Origin of the sequence: Sphingomonas sediminicola (genome assembly GCF_049991885.1) — a bacterium.
Taxonomy (GTDB): domain Bacteria; phylum Pseudomonadota; class Alphaproteobacteria; order Sphingomonadales; family Sphingomonadaceae; genus Sphingomicrobium; species Sphingomicrobium sediminicola.
This window is the reverse complement of the sequence record NZ_CP178916.1, coordinates 1,264,637-1,282,784: the sequence shown is the minus strand read 5'-3', so window position 1 is coordinate 1,282,784 and position 18,148 is coordinate 1,264,637. Positions and strand designations below refer to the sequence as shown.

Genomic DNA, 18,148 nt, shown 5'->3' with positions numbered 1-18,148 from the left:
GGACGGGGAGTGCGCCCTGCCTCAAATTGGGACGAGCGGGACTCGGCCATTGTTAGGCTTGCCAACTTTCGTTAAATTAACAATGATTTAGAAATGCGGGGCCCGAGCATGAATCTCCACCCAGCCGGCTCGTTCGGCGCGGCCGATGATGTCGGTCGCAAGTCCGAAGCGTCGACGGTTGCCATTATCGGTGGGGGCCCAGCGGGGCTTACTGCTGCTTACGAGCTTCAGAAACACAGCGAAGCGTATCACCCCGTGGTCTTCGAAGAGAGCGACCAGGTTGGCGGCATTTCCCGCACGGAAATGTACAAGGGCTATCGCTACGACATCGGCGGGCATCGCTTCTTCACCAAGGTGAAGTCGGTTGAGGCCCTGTGGAAGGAAGTGCTGCCAAACGATTTCCTGCAGCGCCCTCGGATGAGCCGCATCTTCTATCGGAACAAGTATTACGACTACCCGCTGAAACCACTCAACGCGCTTCTGAATATGGGTCCGTATGAGTCCATGCGGATCATGCTCAGCTATGCGAAGTGGAAGGTTCGCCCGAGCCGCGAGGAAGTCACTTTCGAGCAGTGGGTGACCAACCGCTTCGGCGGACGCCTCTTCTGGCACTTCTTCAAGTCCTACACAGAGAAGGTGTGGGGAATCCCCTGCAATGAGATCCGTGCCGACTGGGCGGCCCAGCGCATCAAGAACCTGTCGCTTCGCAAGGCTATATGGAATGCCTTTTCGGGCTCGAACGACACGCACAGCCTGATCGAGAAGTTCGACTATCCGCGCCTCGGCCCGGGCATGATGTGGGAAGCGTTCCGCGACCGTGTCGAGGACCAGGGCGGCGAGGTCCGGATGGAGCAGAAGGTCCGCCGGATCTTCCGCGACGAGAACAGGGTTCGCGCCGTTGAGGTCGAGAATGCCGACGGCTCAACCTACGAGTTCGCCGCGGACCAATTCATCTCGTCCATGCCGATTTCAGCGTTGGTCGAAAATATGGTTCCGCCGGCTCCAGACCACGTCCGCGAAGCCGCCAAGAAGCTTCGTTATCGCGACTTCCTGATGGTCACCCTGATCATCGAGGGCGAGAACATGTTCCCGGACAACTGGATCTACATTCACTCGCCGGACGTGAAGGTCGGCCGGATCCAGAATTTCCGGTCCTGGTCCGAGGAAATGATTCCGGAGCCGAACCGTTCGAGCCTCGGCATGGAGTATTTCTGCAACGAGAACGACGAACTCTGGGACAAGGATGATAAGGAGCTTCTGGCCCAGGCGGAGCGAGAGCTGCGCACGCTGAACCTGGTCGGCGACGCTCCCGTGCTCGACGGTAAGGTGATCCGCCAGCGCAAGGCCTATCCGCTCTACGATGGCGATTATCGCGACGCGCTCGAGACCATCCGCGAGTGGCTGGCGACAATCCCGAACCTGCAGGCGGTCGGCCGTAACGGGATGCACCGCTACAACAACCAGGACCACTCGATGCTCACCGCCATGCTGGCCGTGAAGAACATCCTTGGCGAGAATCACGACCTGTGGGCCGTGAACGTCGAGGAGGAGTATCACGAGGAGGTCAGGGAGCCCGAGGAATCAGAGCAGCGCGCGATGGGGCATTCCGAGAGGCTTCAGCCGACCAGGATTCTCGCAGGGGCGAAATGAACTGTGCGTCAGCCGGTTTCCATCATCGTTCCGGCGTACAACGCTGAATCCACCCTTCCCGAATGCTTGAGCGCTCTGCGGGCGGCGATGCGGCCCGGGGACGAACTCATGCTGTTCGACGATGGATCGACCGATGCGACGCGCAGTATCGCCGAGGCAGCCGGAGCTAAGATTGTCCGTAATGCAGGCTCCCCGAAAGGCCCTGCGCACGGCCGCAATGTCGCGGCTGCCCACGCAAGCCAGCCCTACATTATGTTCGTCGATGCTGACGTGATCATCCACAAGGATGCGATCGAAAAGTTGGCTGAAGAGGTTGAGCGGACAGGCGCTGTCGCGGCGTTCGGATCATACGACGATCATCCGCGCTCGAGGCGGCTGCCGGCGCTCTACGCAAACTTGCGGCATCACTTCGTGCATCAGTCGGGCAATCGCGATGCGACGACCTTCTGGACGGGCATCGGGCTGATCGAGACCGAGGCGTTTCGGGAGTTTGGCGGCTACGACGACGTCCTGTTCGCGCATCCCAGCATCGAGGATGTCGAGCTGGGGATGAGGCTGATCAATTCGGGTAAGACGATCCGACTGGTGCCCGAAGCGCAGGGCACGCACTGGAAGGACTGGACGCTCTGGAGGGTGTGGCACACCGACGTTGTGCGCCGGGCGCTTCCGTGGTCTCGGCTTATTGCCGATGGGCAGCTGGCGGTGCCGGACCTCAACCTTGCCAGGAAGGAGCGAATCCTGGCGCTTACGGCATTCTCCATTCCCGTGTTTGTGATTGGCGGATTATTCGAGAGCTACTTCTGGATTGGAGCTGGAGCGCTTATCGCATTCTATCTGTTCGGTATTCGCAAGTTCCTTGGCGTCCTGACCCGCCGAATGAATCCGCTTCAGCTAGCCGGCGCGGCCGCGATGCACTGGTTCTATCACTTATACGCGAGCGTAACGTACGCGCTGGTGATGCTGGGGACCCGGATTGGGCTCCGGCGTCACGCGGACCGCAACACGCCGGTGCCGCTGAAGCGCGCCGAACTAGCCCAGTAACGCCGGCCAGTTTACGATCTCCAACATGCCGAAAACTCGGGTCGCCATCGCGGGCCTCGGCAGGGCCGCCAAAGCCATTCATATTCCGGCGCTTCGGAAGCTGCCGGACGTTAGCGTCATAGGCGGTTACGACCCCGTGCCGCAGAATATGGATTTTCCGGTCTTTGCGTCGCTGGATGAGCTGCTTGCGCTCAAGCCCGAAATCGTTGTCATCGCAACGCCTCCAGCCGCGCATCTTGTGATCGCGGTTGCAGCGCTGCAGGCCGGGGCGCACGTCTTTTGCGAGAAGCCGCTCGCCAATAGCGTCGAGGAAGCTGACGAGATCGCCGCTGCCGCCAAAGCGGCCGGACGACTTGTCTGCGTGAACAGCGAATTCCCGTTCATGCCGACGCATCTCGCAGCCGCCCGCGAGATCGGGAGCGACCGGTTCGGGCGGCTGTTGTTCGTGGAAGCGCGCCAGACCTTCGTCGTGACTGACGAGACGGAGGCCGGCTGGAGGGGCGAGGACCTTCAGCGGACCTTCAAGGAATTCGGGACCCACGTCATCGACTTGTGCAAGGCTTTCTTCGGAGAGCAGCCGAAGGCGATGCAGGTGCGAATGCCTCGCCCCTTTGCGGCAGGCGGCCCAGATTACCTCAACTTGGTCCAGCTGGAATTCAGCGGCGATCGCGTCGCACAGATCACGCTCGACCGACTGACCAAGGGACGGCACCATTACCTCGATCTTCGGCTCGTCGGCGAGAAGGGAACGATCGAGACCAGTATCGGGGGAAGCGCGGAGGTGACCCTCGGCCTGAGGCCTCAGGGGCGCAAACCCTTCGTCGATCTGGGTGTCCACATGGGCGGTGTGGCACGGCTTTATCATGGAGATCGCTACACGACCCTGGCGAAGGCTCCGCTGGACCTCTTTGCCGACGCGACCGCACGCCTCTTTCGGGATTTCCTCGACGCGATCGGCGAAGGGCGAGAACCGCCCAACGGCATCGCGGAGGCGCGGAACACGCTTGATCTGGTCTATCGCTCCTATGCGGAGGCGGAGGCACGACGGTCTTGACCGACTTGGCCCTCGCGATCGCTACCAAAGGCGAGTGGGATCCGGACGCATTGCTGTCTGCCATTCGAAAGGCGGGAGTCCCGCCTTCCGTCGAAATCCATGTCGCATGCGATCCCAAATTTGTGCCTGCGACTTCTACAACAGGACTGACGATCCACTTGCGAGATGGCAAATCGCTGTTCGAGCTGTGGGGTGTGGCGATCGACCGAACCAAGGCCGGGTGGGTCGCCATCCTTCACGCTGATGCGCTCCCGGCACCTGGCTGGTTTGCCGCCATGGCAGAAGCGATCGAGCGGGAAGGTTGGAGCGACGGCTATTGGGGCCCCGTCGAGCCTGATTTCGGCCCAGATGATCCTCGTACGGTCGGGTACTTCACCGAGTACGTCCAGTTCCGCTGGCCGATCCCGATCGACATGAAAGAGGTCCCTGGAAGCAATCTCGTATTGCCTCGACAAAGACTGGGATTCCCGGGCGACGATTTTTCCAAGACCAAGCTGCTTGGCGAAGGCTTTGCACCGAAGCTCGTAGAACAGGCTCGCGTTCGATACGCCCGTTCCTACCGGTTCGCCGAATATTGCGGGCGCCGTTTCCGCCATGGCCGCGCCTATGCGGCCAAGCGCACGCCGAAGCTCTCGCTTCTGAAGACCATCCCGATGACCCTTGTCCTGCCGGCGGTACGGACGGACCGTATTCTTGCCCACGCTTTTCAGCATCGGCAGGGCGGCCTCTCCTGGCTGCGTTGGTTCCCTCGGATCTTGATCGCCGAGACCTGCTGGTCGGCGGGCGAGCTGGTCGGCTACGTCACCGGCCGCCCGGGCGATCCGTCCCAGCTCGACTAGGGTAGGGCGGGCAATTTGACGCAGTCGCGGGTGGCTTCGCTCGCATAGGTCGCCTGGGCGATCTGGACGGCGCGCAATCCATCGGCAGCGACCGCCAGTCGCCCACTGTGCGGCTTGCCATTCGCGGCTGCCACGAAGTCCGCGAGTTCCTCGACGAACGTCTGGATGACCGTGCTCTGCCAGCCCTTCACCTTCTCTCGAAGGATGGCCTTCGGATAGAAATGGCGCTGAACCGATTTGCTGCCGCCCGGTTTGTCGAGCTTCACGACGGTGGCCATCATCGGAGCATAATAAGCTCGCGCCAATCCGCGATCGCCGTAGGCTTCGATGTGGAAGCGGTAGCCGCGCCATTCGTGCCAGCTGGCTTCGATCGAAGCGGTCGTCCCTTCCGCAGTCCGAAGCAGTGCGATGCCCTCGTCCTCGACGCCCAGCTTCCAGACCTTGTTGGTAGCGAAACCGAAGACCTCGGTCGGATCTCCGATCATGTAACGGACGAGATCGATCACGTGCGTGCCATTGTCCATGAGCGCCCCGCCGCCCATGACTTCCTTGTCGTACATCCAGGGTGCTTTGAACTCAGCGAGCCCGCTGTGCCCGGTGTAGGCGCGGACATGAGAGAGCGTTCCGATGTCGCCGGATGCGACGACGTCCCTGACCAGCTTCAGCGCATCGAAGTAGCGGTGGTTGTATCCAACGGTGAGCAGCGTGCCAGCCTTGCGCGCCGCGAGGATCATGCGTTCGCAGGCATCGGGAGTGGCGGCCATCGGCTTTTCGACCAGCACGTGCTTCCCCGCTGAAGCCGCAGCGACCGCCAGGGGTTCGTGAAGTGGAGGAGGTGTGGAGATGATGATTGCGTCCACGTCCTTCGCGGCAACCAACTCGTTGGCGTCAGCGTAATAAATTGCCTCCGGCGCGGCCGAGCGGGCTCGGGCCCCATCAAGGTCACTGACCGCTACGAGCTCGCAAGAATTGGATTTTGTGAGGGCGTCCGCACGGATCTTTCCGATCGCCCCTGCTCCGATGAGCCCGAACCGCATGACTTCGCTCAACTGGCTTCTTCCTTCACGAACAGGGATTGGAACACGGGTCCGGCCACGACCAGGACTGTACGAAGCAGCGGCACTTTGGCGAGCCCGGAGTACAGGCCTGCTGCAAATCTGAAGAGCCTCGAGCGGCCTTTGAGCCCGGATGCGTCGAATTCCAATGGTCTTCGATCGACCTGCCGAAGCCCGGCTGACTTCGCCATCCGCCGAACCGAGCCGGGACTCACGAAGCTGACCGCGCGAAGGATATCGACGCCGTGGCGGCGATTGAGCATGTTTGAGCGCAATCCGGCGGGTACCAGGCCTGCCGCCCAAACGCCGGTCGCCGGATGGGGCCCGACCCACCGCCGGTTGCTCGACGAGACGTAGAGACGGCCACTCTGCTCCATTACACGACCAGACTCGCGCATGGCGGCGTCGGGGGAGCGCGTGTTTTCGAGAAGGTCGCTTGCCATCACATGGCTGAAAAGCTGATCGCGGAAGGGTAGGGCCTCGGCGTCGGCACAGACGAGCAGGGCTTCGAAGCCGAGATCTTTCAGCCTCTTCTGGGCGATGACTAGCCAGCGTAGCGCGATGTCGACGCCGGTTCGCCGTTCGAAACCGTCCTTTGCGGCAACGAGCGCGCCACCGCTCCCGCAACCGAGGTCGAGGAGCGAACGCCCTCCGGCCGGTGCGAGGAAGTGCATTGCGGGCGCAGCACGATCGGCCGCTCCCATGACGTAGTTTGTGAAATGCTGCGCGAGCCGGTCGGGGACATCGTCCGTGATTGAGTAATAGAAAGCGACCAGTGAGGCGAAGTCATGATCCAGAGCATAGGCGTGAAGCTTGCCGGCCTTCGCCCTTTCGTCCTCGAGCGACAGATACTGATCCCCGCCCAAGCGAAAATCGGGGATCCCGAACAACACCGGGAAGTCGCGATTGCACGGGCCGCAGCGGTAAGCGCCGTCCTTCGCTTCAACAGGCGAGCGGCACGCGGGGCAAATGAATTCGATCGGTGCCAGCGCGGTCATTCGATCATCGCGAGGGCGTCGCCCGGGCCGCGAAGCGCCCCGACGCTCTCGCCGAGGGCCCAGACGCAATAGAGCGTGAGGAGGTAGGGGGACGCCCGCAGCATTTCCTTGCCGAGACCCTTGGCCTTGGCGGCTTTAACGGCTCGCATGAGCAGTAGGGGCGGCAGCGCTAGCGACGCAAGCGAGGCCAAAGCCCGCTTGGGCAATGCCGCATGGCCGAACCGTAGGCCGGCGAAATAGCGCGAATAGATGAAGCGCTGGGACGCGAAGAGACGCCACGAGAACCGCTTCTTGTGTAACATCACCAGCTCGTTGAGTGACAGGAAGCGTCCGCCCTTTTCGAGCAGGAGCGGATGGACCGTCGTTTCCCAGAATCCGCTCGTCAGCAGCTCGCGCGGAATGCCTTCGAGCGCGCTGCGCCGGTAGGCGACGTTCATGCCCGGCAGAATCGCGCTGTCGCCCTGCGCAACGGGCGGAGAGAAGAAGCTGTATTCGCAAAGGTAGGTTGCCCAATCGAGGCCGGTGTCCGTGACGCCGTTGACGACGCTTCCCCCGACCGCGACGAGTTCGGGCCCGCCCTGGTCGAAAGCCTGCTTGATAGTACGCGCCCAGCCCGGAGTTGGAACACAATGGTCCTCGGTGACCGCGACGATCGGCGCGCTGCTCGCTTCGTAGGCCAGGGTTCGCATCTCGGTCAGCGTCATGCCGGGTGGGCAATCGATCAGCCGTACATGCGGATAGACTCGCCGGATGACGTCGGTGAGCTTGTCCTGCAATCGGTCGGCGATGACGATTTCGCAGCGCTCTCCGCTGACCACGGGATCGAGCGCTTCGATCGTCTCGATTACGCGGTCCGTGTCCTCGGTGCTGACGCGCCCGAGCACGACTGCGATGCTTTCCCCCGAACTCATTCAAGCGTGCCTTTTCGACGGGCCAGCGGCGTTGCCGCGCAGCTTTCTGGTCAATGTTGAAGCGTAACCGCCGGCTTCACCTGCCGACCAAGCTAGGGTGAACCAGAATAGCCACGGAAATCCGGCGAAAAGCTTGCCGCGATAAGCCCTCTTCTTCGCAATCCTGGAGATGATGCGCGCCAGCAGGAGAGGCGGCACCAGCAGGCTCGAAAGTAGCAGGAGCAAGTTGTGCGGGAAGCTCCCGCGCTCCGCGCGCTCGACCCCGTAGGCGCGTCCATGGAGGAAGCGCTGACGTGCAAAGCTAACGGTCGAAACCGTGCCATGGTGCACGACGACCAAACCAGGATCGATTGAAAGCTTCCGTCCCGCAGCATGGAAGCGGCGATGAAAGGATGGCTCCCAGAATCCTTCCTCCAGCAGGTCCGGATGCTCGAAGATGGCGGCGCGGTCATAGATAGCATTGTCGGCGGCGATCTCGTTCGTTTCGCCCGCCTTGAGAGGAGGTGCGAACGCGGAATAGCGCAGGAAGAAGATCGCCCAGTTGCGGGCGGACGACCGGGGATCATTATCGATCACTCCGCCCACTCCGGCCCAGCGATCGAGATCCGCCGACTGCAAATGATAGATCCAGCGAGGATCGGGGACGAACTGCGCGGTTGTAAGCGCGACCCGGCCGCCGCGGGCACGCTTGATCCCCTCGCTCCACAGCACTGGGACCAGCGTTTCTTCGGGAAACGCATGGCAACCTATTCCACTGCTGGCGTCTGGCATTGATCCGGCGCAGCAAAGGATTACTTCCGTCTCGTCACCGCGGGATTTGATGGCGTCGAGCAACGCCGGGACGTTTTCCGCTCCGTCCTTTACCGCCAGGACAATGCTGAGCGTTGGCTCGGTCATCAGTAGCCACGCAGTCGTCGGAGCGCACGCCGCAGTGCGATGTACGCGTGCGCAGGCCCGCCGGCCAACGCACGAACGAAGGTCGGAGACCGCAGATAATGTGTATCCAGCCGAGGCAGAGCGTCCGCGGCCGAGCGAGGATCGAGATAATCGAGCTTGGTCGTGAAGGAGCCGCGGTAACGCTTGCTGGCGATCGCTCGGACCCGGCCGTCATAATAACCGTAGGGATAAGCGAAATAGCGCGGGCACCTGCCCAAACGAGATTCGATAGCGGAATCCGCTTCCTCCATCTCGGCGTCGATCTGCGCATCGGTCAGTTTGCGCAGGTCAGGATGGCTTGCCGTATGCGCTTCTATCCTGAAACCGCCGCTCTGGATGGCCTCCAATTGGCTCCAGTCCATGAGGTTGAAGGGTGTCGCGCGATCGGGTTGACCTGGCCAGCGATTGTCGCCGCCAACCCAGTTCGTGATGACGAAGACATGCGCCGGCAGCTTGCGCTCGGCGAGGATCGGCATCGCCGTCTTGAAGACGGTCGAAATGCCATCGTCGAAGGTCAACGCGACGCCATTCGCGTCCGGATCGGCAAGGAGTTCGTCGAGATCGAGTACCGGCAATCTCGCCTCGTCCAGCGCATCGAGCATTCGTTCGAGGCCGGCTGGCGAATAGGATAGTGGGCCGGGCAGGTCGTCGATCGAGTGGAAGGTGAGAACTGCGCGCATCTCAGTTTCGCTTGCCCAGCACTTCTTCGACGTGCGCAAGATAGTCCGCGACGTGCCGTTCCCGAGTATAGCGCGTTTCGTAGCCAGCGCGTGCCAGGGCGCCCAGCCGATCGCGAAGTGGGCGGTCACTGACCATCTGGCGAATGGCCTCGGCGAGCTCCTCGTCTCCGTCGTAGAGTAGGCCGCCGCCGGTGACCTGGACGATCTCGGCCGCGCCTCCGGTTCCCTTGCCGACGATCGCGGGCGTTCCGCAGGCGGCCGCTTCGACGAGGGTTAGTCCGAAGGTTTCCGGCACGATGGACGGGATGACGATTGCTGCGGCACTCGCATAATGTTCGGCCAAGGCTTCCTGATCGATCTTGCCAACGAAGCGGATATTTGAATGGCCGGCGTATCTGGCCGCGAGGTCGGACCTCAACTCGCCTTCGCCGATTACTACCAACTCGATATCGGGCATGTCCGCGGCGACGCGGACCAGGCTGGCGATGCCCTTCAGGGTCATGACCCTGCCCGCGAAGACAATCCGGTTTGGTCGGACTTCGGGAGGTTTCGTCGGACGGTCGACGGAGGAAAAGAGCGGCAGGACCTCGATTGGTGCCCTGATGCCGTTTTCCCGGTGCATCTCCGACGTGAAGCGGCTGGGCGCGAGCAGTCGGTCCATTCGCTTGAGACACCGATCCCTCAGGCCCGTGTATCGCCAGAGTTGCGGCGGAAGCCCGGAGCGGATCGAGCATGAAAAGCAGGTCCGGCGATCGCAGGCGTGGCTCCGGTTTTTCCAGAGAACGTGGGTAGGACAGATCAGCCAGTGGTCGTGGAGGGAGAGAAGGCGGGCCCGAGCTTTGCCCATGCCGAGCACGCCCGGAGCGCCCATCAACGAGATGTTGTGGAAATGGAGGACGTCGAACGGCTCGGCGAAAAAGGACGCCAACGCCGGGGCGTTCAGCGCAGGACGGCCGGTCTGATGACTTACGAGCGGCGCAAGAATTCCCGCGGGATGGCGAAGCCGGTGTACGCTGATCCCATCCTCGACAGTCGTGTCGGGCTGACCCTGGTCCGAACTGCGAACGAAATAGGCGTCAGTGGAGGCGATGACTTCGACCTCGTGGCCCAGTGCGGCGACGCTCTTCGCGAGGCTGCGCACGTAGGTCGCGTCGCCGCCGTAGCTGAATGGCGGATAGAAGGTGGTGACCATCCCGAAGCGCATCAGGCTCTCCCCCTCGCGTGTGCTTCGAGGAGGTCCATCATTGCTGACGCGCTGTGGCTCCAACTCAGCTCGGCGGCACGCGGCAGGCACTCCATCTTGAGATGAGCAAGCAGTGCTGGGTCCCCGGCAATCTTCGCAATCGCTTCTGCAATGTCGTCCGGATTGCGAGGGTCGAAGAACAGCCCCGCTCGTCCGACGACTTCCGAAACTGCTCCGCCTTCGGTTGCGATCACGGGCGTTCCGCAGGCGATGGCTTCCGCCGCAGGAAGTCCGAAGCCCTCGCTGAACGCCGGCATGGCCACGGCGACAGCGCCGGAATAAAGCGCGGGCAACACCGGTTCGGGTACGAAGCCGGGAAAATGAACGCGGTCCTCCAGCCCGTGTTCGGCGATCAGGGCGCGCAATTCCTCAACATTGGAGTGAAAGCCGCCCCCCTTGGGATCGCCGGCGAGGACCAGGTCGAGATCGTCCAGCCCGCCGTTCCCGATCGCTCTGGCGAAACCTTCGATCAACCCGGCGAGATTCTTGTGAGGCGCTAGGCCGCCGACGTAGAGGAGGAGGCGTCGATCGAGCGGAAGCCCGAGGTTCGACCGCGCGGCTCGCAGCTCTTGCTCGTCCGTAATCGGATGGAACTGCTCATCGGCGGCCTCGAGGATGACGCTGATCTTCCGCCGCGGGATGTGGAGATAGCGGACGATCTCCTCGCGGGCCGCTTCGGAGACGGTCGCAATGTGCCGCGCAGATCGCTTCGCCAGCCAGACCTTCAGATTCCAGAACAGTCGTCCGCGCAGCGTGGGAAGGACGAGCCTCGTGAAATGCTCGGCGATCGCGTCGTGAAACGTCACAACGGTCGGAATTCTGCCGCTGACCGGGTACCAGGAATAGACGGCAGGAAACCAGAAGACGTCAAGCGGCCGGCTCGATGCCTCCCGCCGAAACGAGAGCAGGTCTCCGACACTGCGGCTACCGTCCGCAACCGCCGAGTCCGTGACGGTCGCGGACGTTTCCACTCGAACGATATCCACGTTCGGGCGGATCATCTCGTCGACTGGTTCCTGATCGACGAAGAGCACGAACCGGTGGCCGCGCGGATCGTCGAGCATCGCTCCAAGCTGGCCCCGCGTGAAGCGGCCAAACCCGCGCTTGTTCCACCACGTCGTCGCGTCGACGCCGATGGACAGGTGGCCGGTCACTGCCAATGCTCCAGACCCTTGTGGGACGGGCCCGCCAGAGCACCGGCGAACTCGCCCGCCGCCCAGGCTGTGTGCTGAAGCGCCAGCCAGCCGAGCGTTGGAAGGGAACGACGTTCGGCGGCGGTTGCGGTCTTAAGGCTGCGAAGCGTCAGGACGAGTGGAAGGAGGAAGGCCTTGCCGGCCCTGCCGATGCGGCCGGCGAGCTCCGCATGCTCTGCCTCTGCGCTGCCGTAGATGCGGCCGTGATCGAACCGCGTCCGGAGTCGGGCGCCTTCGGGGTACGCGTGGGCGTAGGTCACGGCCATATCCGACGACCAAACGACCCGACCGTCCTTGCGCAATTCGCGGAAGACGATTTGATCGACGAGACCCTCTGAACCCTTCATCGTTTTCAAAAGGGCATCGCGGCGGAACGCGAAGTTGCAACCGGGCAGGGTAAGTGTCTCGCCAGCCGCTTTGCGGTCGCTGAAGCTCCCGTATTCGGAGATCGCTAGAGCTCGCGTCGAAGCCGGAAGGCCGGCAGAGATTCGGACTGGTCCGCCGCAGGCCGCTGCTCGCTCGCCACCGAGCTTTTCGACCGCCGCGTTCGCCCAGCCCGGTGCGGCAATCACGGTGTCCTCGACCAGCGCGACCAGCCCGGTTGTCGCCAGCTCCACGGCCCGTCTGCGTTTCGATGGAATGTCTAGGCTGTCGGCTCGTCCGACCACGCGGCCGGACGCATCTGTGATCGTCCCGCCGCGCTGAATGATGAGTAGGGCAGGTGCCTGCGATCTCGCAGCTTCCACGCAGCGCGCGAGCGCCTCTCCTCCGACGAGAGCGACGATGATGACGGTGAGGTCGTCAGCCACTTCCGGACAACTCGATAAGGCGGTCGCGGGCGGTCGCCACGGCAATCGCCTGCTCGGCAGTGATCGGAGGCGCGACCGTCCGCGGTTCTCGAACTGCCCGGTAAAAGACATCGACCAAGTTCGTCAGTCCGGGATAGGCCAATTCCGACCGGATCGCGCGGAGGACGAGGTTTCGCCCGGCAGCGAACAGCCCCAGCCCGTCGCGGATGAATGGCGCGGCCATCTTCTGCGCCCTCGAGACATTTCCGGGCAGAAGGACTGCGTAATCGTGAAAGTTGTCGAGCTCGACCGTGCCCCGGTCTGCCGTCACTGTCGTTCGGAAGCGGGTTGGGCGTCCGCTCATGCTCATCGCGATCGTCAAAGCGACATCTCCGGACTGGGCAAACATCTGCCATTCGCCCGGGCCCGTCCGGAAACAGGACCATTCGAGCGCGCCGACATCGGAAGTCGGGAGGAGCGTCTGAATCATCGCTAGCGGATGCGGCAGAATTTCCCCGACCAGCTCGTCGAGATCCATTCCACCGCGATCTGCGCCGGCCGAGCAGATGTCGAAAGCGATGTGCCGAACCGGGCCGAGCCGCGGAAAGCTTTCGATCGCCGAACAGACGCTACGCTGGAACGCATATTGGTGGGTTGGGCAGGCGAAGCGCCCGGCCGAAGCGAAATTGTCGAGGACGAGCCGCGTGTCCTCGGCCGTTGCTGCGAGCGGCTTTTCGATGAGCGCGTGAAGTCTCGCGTCGGCAGCTAACTGGGCGAGTTCGACGTGTGTGCCAGCCGGCGTGCAGATGTGAACGACATCCGCCTCGCTGGCTCTGACGGACTTACGGAAGTCGGCAAACGGCCTGGCAGATCTGAATTGACTCGCAAGCGACGACGCAGCTTGCGCATCCCGATCGACGATGGCGACGATCGCTGCACCAGCGGCGGCCGCGGCGCGCGCGTGATAGCGTCCCATCAGCCCTGCACCGACGAGAATCGCGCGCGATGGCCTTTGGGGTTCGGAGCTCCCTTCCTTCGTCACGGCCCAACACTACTCCGCCTGCAGTCGCCTCGCACTCGTAACAAGTTGTTGCGCGTGCCTAAAGCAAGTCAGCAAGTCGCGGTGCTGGCACCGGTTTGTCCCAGAACGGAACTGCAAGCGCTTTACGCGGTTAGCCGTTTGTGGAGGGGAGAATGCCGTTGAACCGTTCAATGCCTTTGCAACTGTTGGCAGCGCATGCCTTCCGTCTCAGCCTGTATCTCGCCTACTGCTCAAGTCTCCTTGACTACCTTAAGACAACCGCCGCTGGTGAGCTCAACGCCCGCCGCCGGATCCTCGGTTAGCGGCCCGGCCGAGGAGTTGCGTCTCCTGTTTTCAACGCCTGTCCGCCTCATGGAAGTTGATCGTTAACGGCCCCGGAGGGGCAATGCTGGTCCTATTCGGTGAGATGGAGAGCGACTTCTCCAGGCCGGGAATTGAGCGGAAGCTATTCCTTCAAGGAGTTGTTCGACGTCCGAACGTTGGGTAAAGATTTCAGAGGCGGTCAGATTATCGCGGGAATGCATGCATTTACGGATTGATAGTGAATGAAACTCAGATCCGCCCCGCAACCGCGACCAAGACAAGCGCATCGGGCGACAACGATAGCGGCGCCCTCGGCTGAAGAAGCAGGCACTCGCCAATCGAGGCTCCTTCGGTACCGGAGGAAGCGGATCCGTGAAGCGGCATTACCCATCGTTGCCGCGATGCCAGCGATTGAGGAATGCCTTCGGTTGAACTGGCGCGAATCACACTGAAACTGGCCTCATCGACTAGAATACGATCATTGGAGGTGCTCGAGTTGATTATCGAGTGGCCGACGTACGGCTTCCGTTGCGAAACGCTGACAGCGTCGTCGAGGTGGAGCTCGCGCGGCCGTCCGTAATCGTAAAGTCGGTAGGTCACATCGGCGTTCTGCTGTATTTCCATGAGTGCGATTCCGGCGCCAATCGCGTGGATCGTGCCAGCAGGAACATAGAAGAAATCCCCGGCCTCGACGGGCCGCCAGTCCAGCATCTGTTCGATTGAGCCATTGATTGCGGCCGCCCGCAATTCATCCTCCGTGACCGCTGCCTTCAGCCCCAAGCCCAGTCGCGCGCCGTCATCGGCATTGAGGATGTACCAAGATTCGTTCTTGCCGCTGGCCAGGCCGCGAGCGCGGGCTTCATCATCGCTCGGGTGGACCTGAACCGAGAGGTTTTCGCTAGTGAAGATGTACTTCACGAGCAGCGGCGGGTCCGCGAGTTCCGCATGAGTGAACCATATTTCGCCAACTCTCTGCGCTGAGGATGTACCGAACACGGGATCGAGATCCGTTCGACCCCATGGCTTTTCCACTGCGCTTCTCTGTAGCTTCACAATAGGTCCTTCCAATGCTCGCTTGGCGGATGGCGATGAGACGAATCCGAGCCGCGGTCCAGATGTTAGCCCTTTCCGATCTGAAACGATTTGGGACAGCGCAATCAATCCGGATGCGCCGAGGCCTGTATCAGCATAAAAGTCTGCAATTCTAGGTTAATTTTACAGTGCATAAGTCATTGACAGAATTACGATTGTCGGCAATTTGAACAATGGGGACGAGGTCGCGGTGAGGGTGGAGGATCGATGCTCGGAAGGTTGGCAGCTTTGGCCAGCGCCGCGTTGCTCACGGGCGGAAGTGCCTGTGCGATGAGCACTTCCATGCCATCGACTGCCGGTTGCCGCGTGATCGATGGTGAGCTCCTCCCTCCCAATTCAGGCGGTGAGACCGCTCTCTGCGACGCAATTGCGGTCGCCGCGGCTAAGCACGCTCCAGGCGTGGGCTACACCGTCGAAGTTCGGGTTCTGCCGAGATCGCGTCTGTCGGCGGCGATCACGATGAGCGACGGTCGCAAACTCCCGGAGAAGAACTTCGTGAGGATGGACAGGCCCCTGTCGATGGGGGCTTTTCAAAGCTTTGCCTCGGCAATCGCGATGGAACTGGCGAAAGCCGGGTCCGGCAAATCATAGTTCCGGTGCTGAAGGAAACGGAAAGCACTTAGGAGCAATCTATTCGGAATTTGGTGTCGCCGAATAACCGGACAAATCCCGTCGGCGCTTGTGGGGAGCAGAGAACTTGGTCGATACTATCGCGGGCAATGCGTCGACGACCGCAACCATTTCGGTTGGCGGGTCAGTCACCAGCACGATTGACACGATCGGGGATCACGATTGGTTCCGGATAACCCTAACGGCAGGCCAAGCAATCACCGTTTCGCTGAACGGAGTGACGTTGAGCGATCCATACCTTCGAATTCTGGATGCTGGTGGGAATGTCGTCTTCAAAAACGATGATTTCGGGGGTCTCAACTCGCAGATAAGCTTTCAGGCGACGCAATCGGGGACTTACTACATAGATGCCGCTGCGTGGGCGGATCCGCAAAATCCAAATGCCAGTTATCCGGGCGTTACCGGCGACTATCAGCTGAACGTCACCGCTTGGACCCAACCTCCCGTTTGGACCAATGATCAGATCGCCCAGCAGTTGGTTTCAGGTTATTGGGGCGACGGCATGCATCGCTTCGTCCTAGACCAAACTAGGACGATTACAGTCAACATCAGTGGAATCTCAGACCTGAACGGTCAGAATCTCGCTCTGACAGCTCTTCAGCAATGGAGCAGCATCACTGGCATCAATTTCGTCCAGACTTCCGGTGCAGCGCAAATCACTTTCACCGATAATGATCCGGCAGGGGGCGCATTCACCGATTCCAACTACTCGGGCGCAGACATATCGGACTCGCACGTCAATATCGATGCTGGTTGGCTGTCGACGTACGGCTCAAGCGTGGGGGGCTACGCATATCAGGCCTATCTTCACGAAATCGGGCACGCACTCGGTCTTGGGCACGCCGGGAACTATAATACGACTGCAAATTATCCGTACGACGCGCTTTACCAGAACGACGCCTGGTCGACGTCGGTCATGTCGTACTTCAGCCAGACCGAGAACACCTACTTCGCGGGTCAAGGCTTCGACAGCGCGTACCTGGTTACGCCGATGGTAGCCGACATACTGGCTATGCAGCAGATGTACGGGTTGTCGACGACCACCCGAAATGGGGACACGACCTACGGCTTCAACTCAAATGCGGGCAATCCGTATAACGCTGCGGTTCTCTTCAATGTCGCCTACACCATCTTCGATACTGGCGGCACGGATACGATGGATTTCTCTGGGTACGACGTCGCCCAGGTACTCAATCTGAATGCCGAATCATTTTCGAGCGTCGGTACTCTCGATGGAAATGTCAGCATCGCCCGAGGGACGACCATCGAGAATGCGATCGGTGGCGGAGGCAATGACAGCATCATCGGCAATAGCGTCGCAAATGTACTGACTGGCGGCGATGGCAGCGATACGATCACCGGCGGCGCCGGCAACGACACCTTCCGGGATTTAAAGAGCGGCCTTAACGGCGATACGATCACGGACTTCGGGGTTGGTGATAAGATCGTGTTCACCGATGCGGTTCTGAACGGGTTCACTTTCAACCTCTCCGGCAACACGCTTACCTACTCGGGCGGCTCGCTGACGCTGTCCGCGCCGGTCAGCGGAACGATAGTTGCCAGCGCTGCACAGGGGGGTGGGGTTCAATTGGCCATCCAAGTGACGCCATTCAGCGCCGAGAATTTGGTACTGACCGCGTTTGGTTACAGTGCAGGCGGCTGGACTTCGGACGATCGCTATCCGCGCGAGATGGCCGATGTGAATGGTGACGGCCGCGCGGATATCGTCGGATTTGGCAACGACGGGGTCTTTGTCGCGCTCGCTAACAACAGCGGCTCATTCCTGCCGTCGCAAGTCGCTTCACTTAACTTCGGTTTCAACCCGGGTGCGGGAGGCTGGACTTCGGACAATACCTATCCGCGCGAGTTGGCCGATGTGAACGGCGATAATCGCGCCGACATCGTCGCTTTCGGTGAGGGTGGCACCTATGTCGCGCTGGGGCAGGCTAATGGTACGTTTGGGGCGACCTTCGTCGCAACGGGCCAGTTCGGACATTCGGTCGGAGCCGGGGGATGGGCTTCGGACGATCGGTACCATCGCGAATTGGCTGACGTGAACGGAGACAATCGGGACGATATCGTCGGATTTGGCAATGACGGCGTCTACGTTGCTTTGGCCAATTCCAACGGGACGTTCGGCGCTGCCCAGGTCGCTTCGGTAAACTTTGGTTACAACGTGGGTGCCGGAGGCTGGACCTCGGACAACATTTATCCACGTACGCTTGCCGACGTGAACGGCGATGGTCGAGCGGACGTCGTCGCGTTCGGTGAGGGAGGCACGTATGTTGCGTTGGGGCAGACAAACGGCACTTTCGGAGCGGCCTTCGTCGCGACTGGCGAATTTGGTCGGTCGGCGCCGGCTGGCGGCTGGACTTCGAACGAGGTCTATTATCGCGAACTTGCGGACGTAAACGGTGACGGCCGTGCCGACATTGTCGGCTTTGGCCAGAGCGCGGTCTATGTCGCTCTCGGCCAGCAGAACGGCACCTTCGCTGCTTCCCAGGTCGTTTCGGGGAACTTCGGGGCCGGTCCCGAGGCCGGAGGATGGGGAAGCCAAGACACCTTCCCGCGGCACCTCGCCGACGTCAACAACGACGGCTTCGTTGATATCGTCGGATTCGGGGCAAGTGGCGTTTATGTCGCGTTATCAAACTCGGACTACTGGCTCTAAGACTTTGCTGAAGGGGCGGGCT

16 protein-coding genes are annotated in these 18,148 nt (G+C 61.5%); 6 read left to right on the top strand and 10 right to left on the bottom strand.

The window, feature by feature from the left end; translation table 11 throughout:
- The first annotated feature begins 93 nt into the window (after nucleotides 1–93).
- Genes ACMC5O_RS06615 through ACMC5O_RS06600 form a run of 4 tightly spaced genes read left to right on the top strand, consistent with a single transcriptional unit; the run spans nucleotide 94 to nucleotide 4,584 of the window.
- The gene (locus ACMC5O_RS06615) at nucleotides 94–1,650 is read left to right on the top strand and encodes an NAD(P)/FAD-dependent oxidoreductase (protein ID WP_426693470.1); all 1,557 of its coding nucleotides are present in this window, start codon (nucleotides 94–96) and stop codon (nucleotides 1,648–1,650) included.
- Nucleotides 1,651–1,653: 3 nt separating this feature from the next.
- A complete protein-coding gene (locus ACMC5O_RS06610; protein WP_187709428.1) occupies nucleotides 1,654–2,691 on the top strand; it encodes a glycosyltransferase family 2 protein in 1,038 nt (345 codons plus the stop codon).
- A 25-nt stretch (nucleotides 2,692–2,716) separates the two neighbouring features.
- On the top strand, nucleotides 2,717–3,745 hold the full coding sequence (locus tag ACMC5O_RS06605) for a Gfo/Idh/MocA family protein (RefSeq protein WP_187709429.1): 1,029 nt from the start codon (nucleotides 2,717–2,719) through the stop codon (nucleotides 3,743–3,745).
- A complete protein-coding gene (locus ACMC5O_RS06600) occupies nucleotides 3,742–4,584 on the top strand; it encodes a hypothetical protein (RefSeq protein ID WP_187709430.1) in 843 nt (280 codons plus the stop codon). Before ACMC5O_RS06605 ends, ACMC5O_RS06600 begins: the two co-directional genes overlap by 4 nt.
- Here the strand turns inward: ACMC5O_RS06600 and ACMC5O_RS06595 are convergent.
- The 10 genes from ACMC5O_RS06595 to ACMC5O_RS06550 form a co-directional block, all read right to left on the bottom strand.
- Entirely contained in the window at nucleotides 4,581–5,633 is a 1,053-nt protein-coding gene (locus ACMC5O_RS06595; RefSeq protein WP_187709431.1) for a Gfo/Idh/MocA family protein, read from the bottom strand. The two genes, ACMC5O_RS06600 and ACMC5O_RS06595, sit on opposite strands and share 4 nt — an antisense overlap.
- Complete coding sequence (locus ACMC5O_RS06590; RefSeq protein ID WP_222949925.1) at nucleotides 5,630–6,637, bottom strand: methyltransferase domain-containing protein; 1,008 nt, start codon at nucleotides 6,635–6,637, stop codon at nucleotides 5,630–5,632. Before ACMC5O_RS06590 ends, ACMC5O_RS06595 begins: the two co-directional genes overlap by 4 nt.
- Complete coding sequence (locus ACMC5O_RS06585; protein ID WP_426693469.1) at nucleotides 6,634–7,548, bottom strand: glycosyltransferase; 915 nt, start codon at nucleotides 7,546–7,548, stop codon at nucleotides 6,634–6,636. Before ACMC5O_RS06585 ends, ACMC5O_RS06590 begins: the two co-directional genes overlap by 4 nt.
- On the bottom strand, nucleotides 7,549–8,445 hold the full coding sequence (locus tag ACMC5O_RS06580) for a hypothetical protein (RefSeq protein ID WP_187709433.1): 897 nt from the start codon (nucleotides 8,443–8,445) through the stop codon (nucleotides 7,549–7,551). It abuts the gene before it with no gap.
- Nucleotides 8,445–9,164, bottom strand: a complete 720-nt coding sequence (locus tag ACMC5O_RS06575; RefSeq protein WP_187709434.1) for a polysaccharide deacetylase family protein — start codon at nucleotides 9,162–9,164, stop codon at nucleotides 8,445–8,447. Before ACMC5O_RS06575 ends, ACMC5O_RS06580 begins: the two co-directional genes overlap by 1 nt.
- Before the next feature lies 1 nt (nucleotide 9,165).
- Nucleotides 9,166–10,368, bottom strand: a complete 1,203-nt coding sequence (locus ACMC5O_RS06570; protein WP_187709435.1) for a glycosyltransferase family 4 protein — start codon at nucleotides 10,366–10,368, stop codon at nucleotides 9,166–9,168.
- A complete protein-coding gene (locus tag ACMC5O_RS06565; protein ID WP_426693468.1) occupies nucleotides 10,368–11,561 on the bottom strand; it encodes a glycosyltransferase family 4 protein in 1,194 nt (397 codons plus the stop codon). The genes ACMC5O_RS06570 and ACMC5O_RS06565 overlap by 1 nt, the downstream gene beginning before the upstream one ends.
- Complete coding sequence (locus ACMC5O_RS06560) at nucleotides 11,558–12,409, bottom strand: hypothetical protein (protein ID WP_187709437.1); 852 nt, start codon at nucleotides 12,407–12,409, stop codon at nucleotides 11,558–11,560. The genes ACMC5O_RS06565 and ACMC5O_RS06560 overlap by 4 nt, the downstream gene beginning before the upstream one ends.
- Nucleotides 12,402–13,430 carry a Gfo/Idh/MocA family protein gene (locus ACMC5O_RS06555; RefSeq protein WP_281389429.1) on the bottom strand — a complete coding sequence of 343 codons (1,029 nt, stop codon included), beginning with the start codon at nucleotides 13,428–13,430 and terminating at the stop codon, nucleotides 12,402–12,404. The genes ACMC5O_RS06560 and ACMC5O_RS06555 overlap by 8 nt, the downstream gene beginning before the upstream one ends.
- 552 nt (nucleotides 13,431–13,982) lie before the next feature.
- On the bottom strand, nucleotides 13,983–14,765 hold the full coding sequence (locus tag ACMC5O_RS06550) for a class I mannose-6-phosphate isomerase (RefSeq protein WP_426693467.1): 783 nt from the start codon (nucleotides 14,763–14,765) through the stop codon (nucleotides 13,983–13,985).
- Nucleotides 14,766–15,107: 342 nt separating this feature from the next.
- Here ACMC5O_RS06550 and ACMC5O_RS06545 point away from each other — a divergent pair, with 342 nt between their 5' ends.
- Nucleotides 15,108–15,416, top strand: a complete 309-nt coding sequence (locus tag ACMC5O_RS06545; RefSeq protein WP_426693466.1) for a hypothetical protein — start codon at nucleotides 15,108–15,110, stop codon at nucleotides 15,414–15,416.
- Between the two features lie 106 nt (nucleotides 15,417–15,522).
- Nucleotides 15,523–18,126: a M10 family metallopeptidase C-terminal domain-containing protein gene (locus ACMC5O_RS06540; protein WP_426693465.1), complete on the top strand. Its 2,604-nt coding sequence runs from the start codon at nucleotides 15,523–15,525 to the stop codon at nucleotides 18,124–18,126.
- Nucleotides 18,127–18,148: the final 22 nt, after the last annotated feature.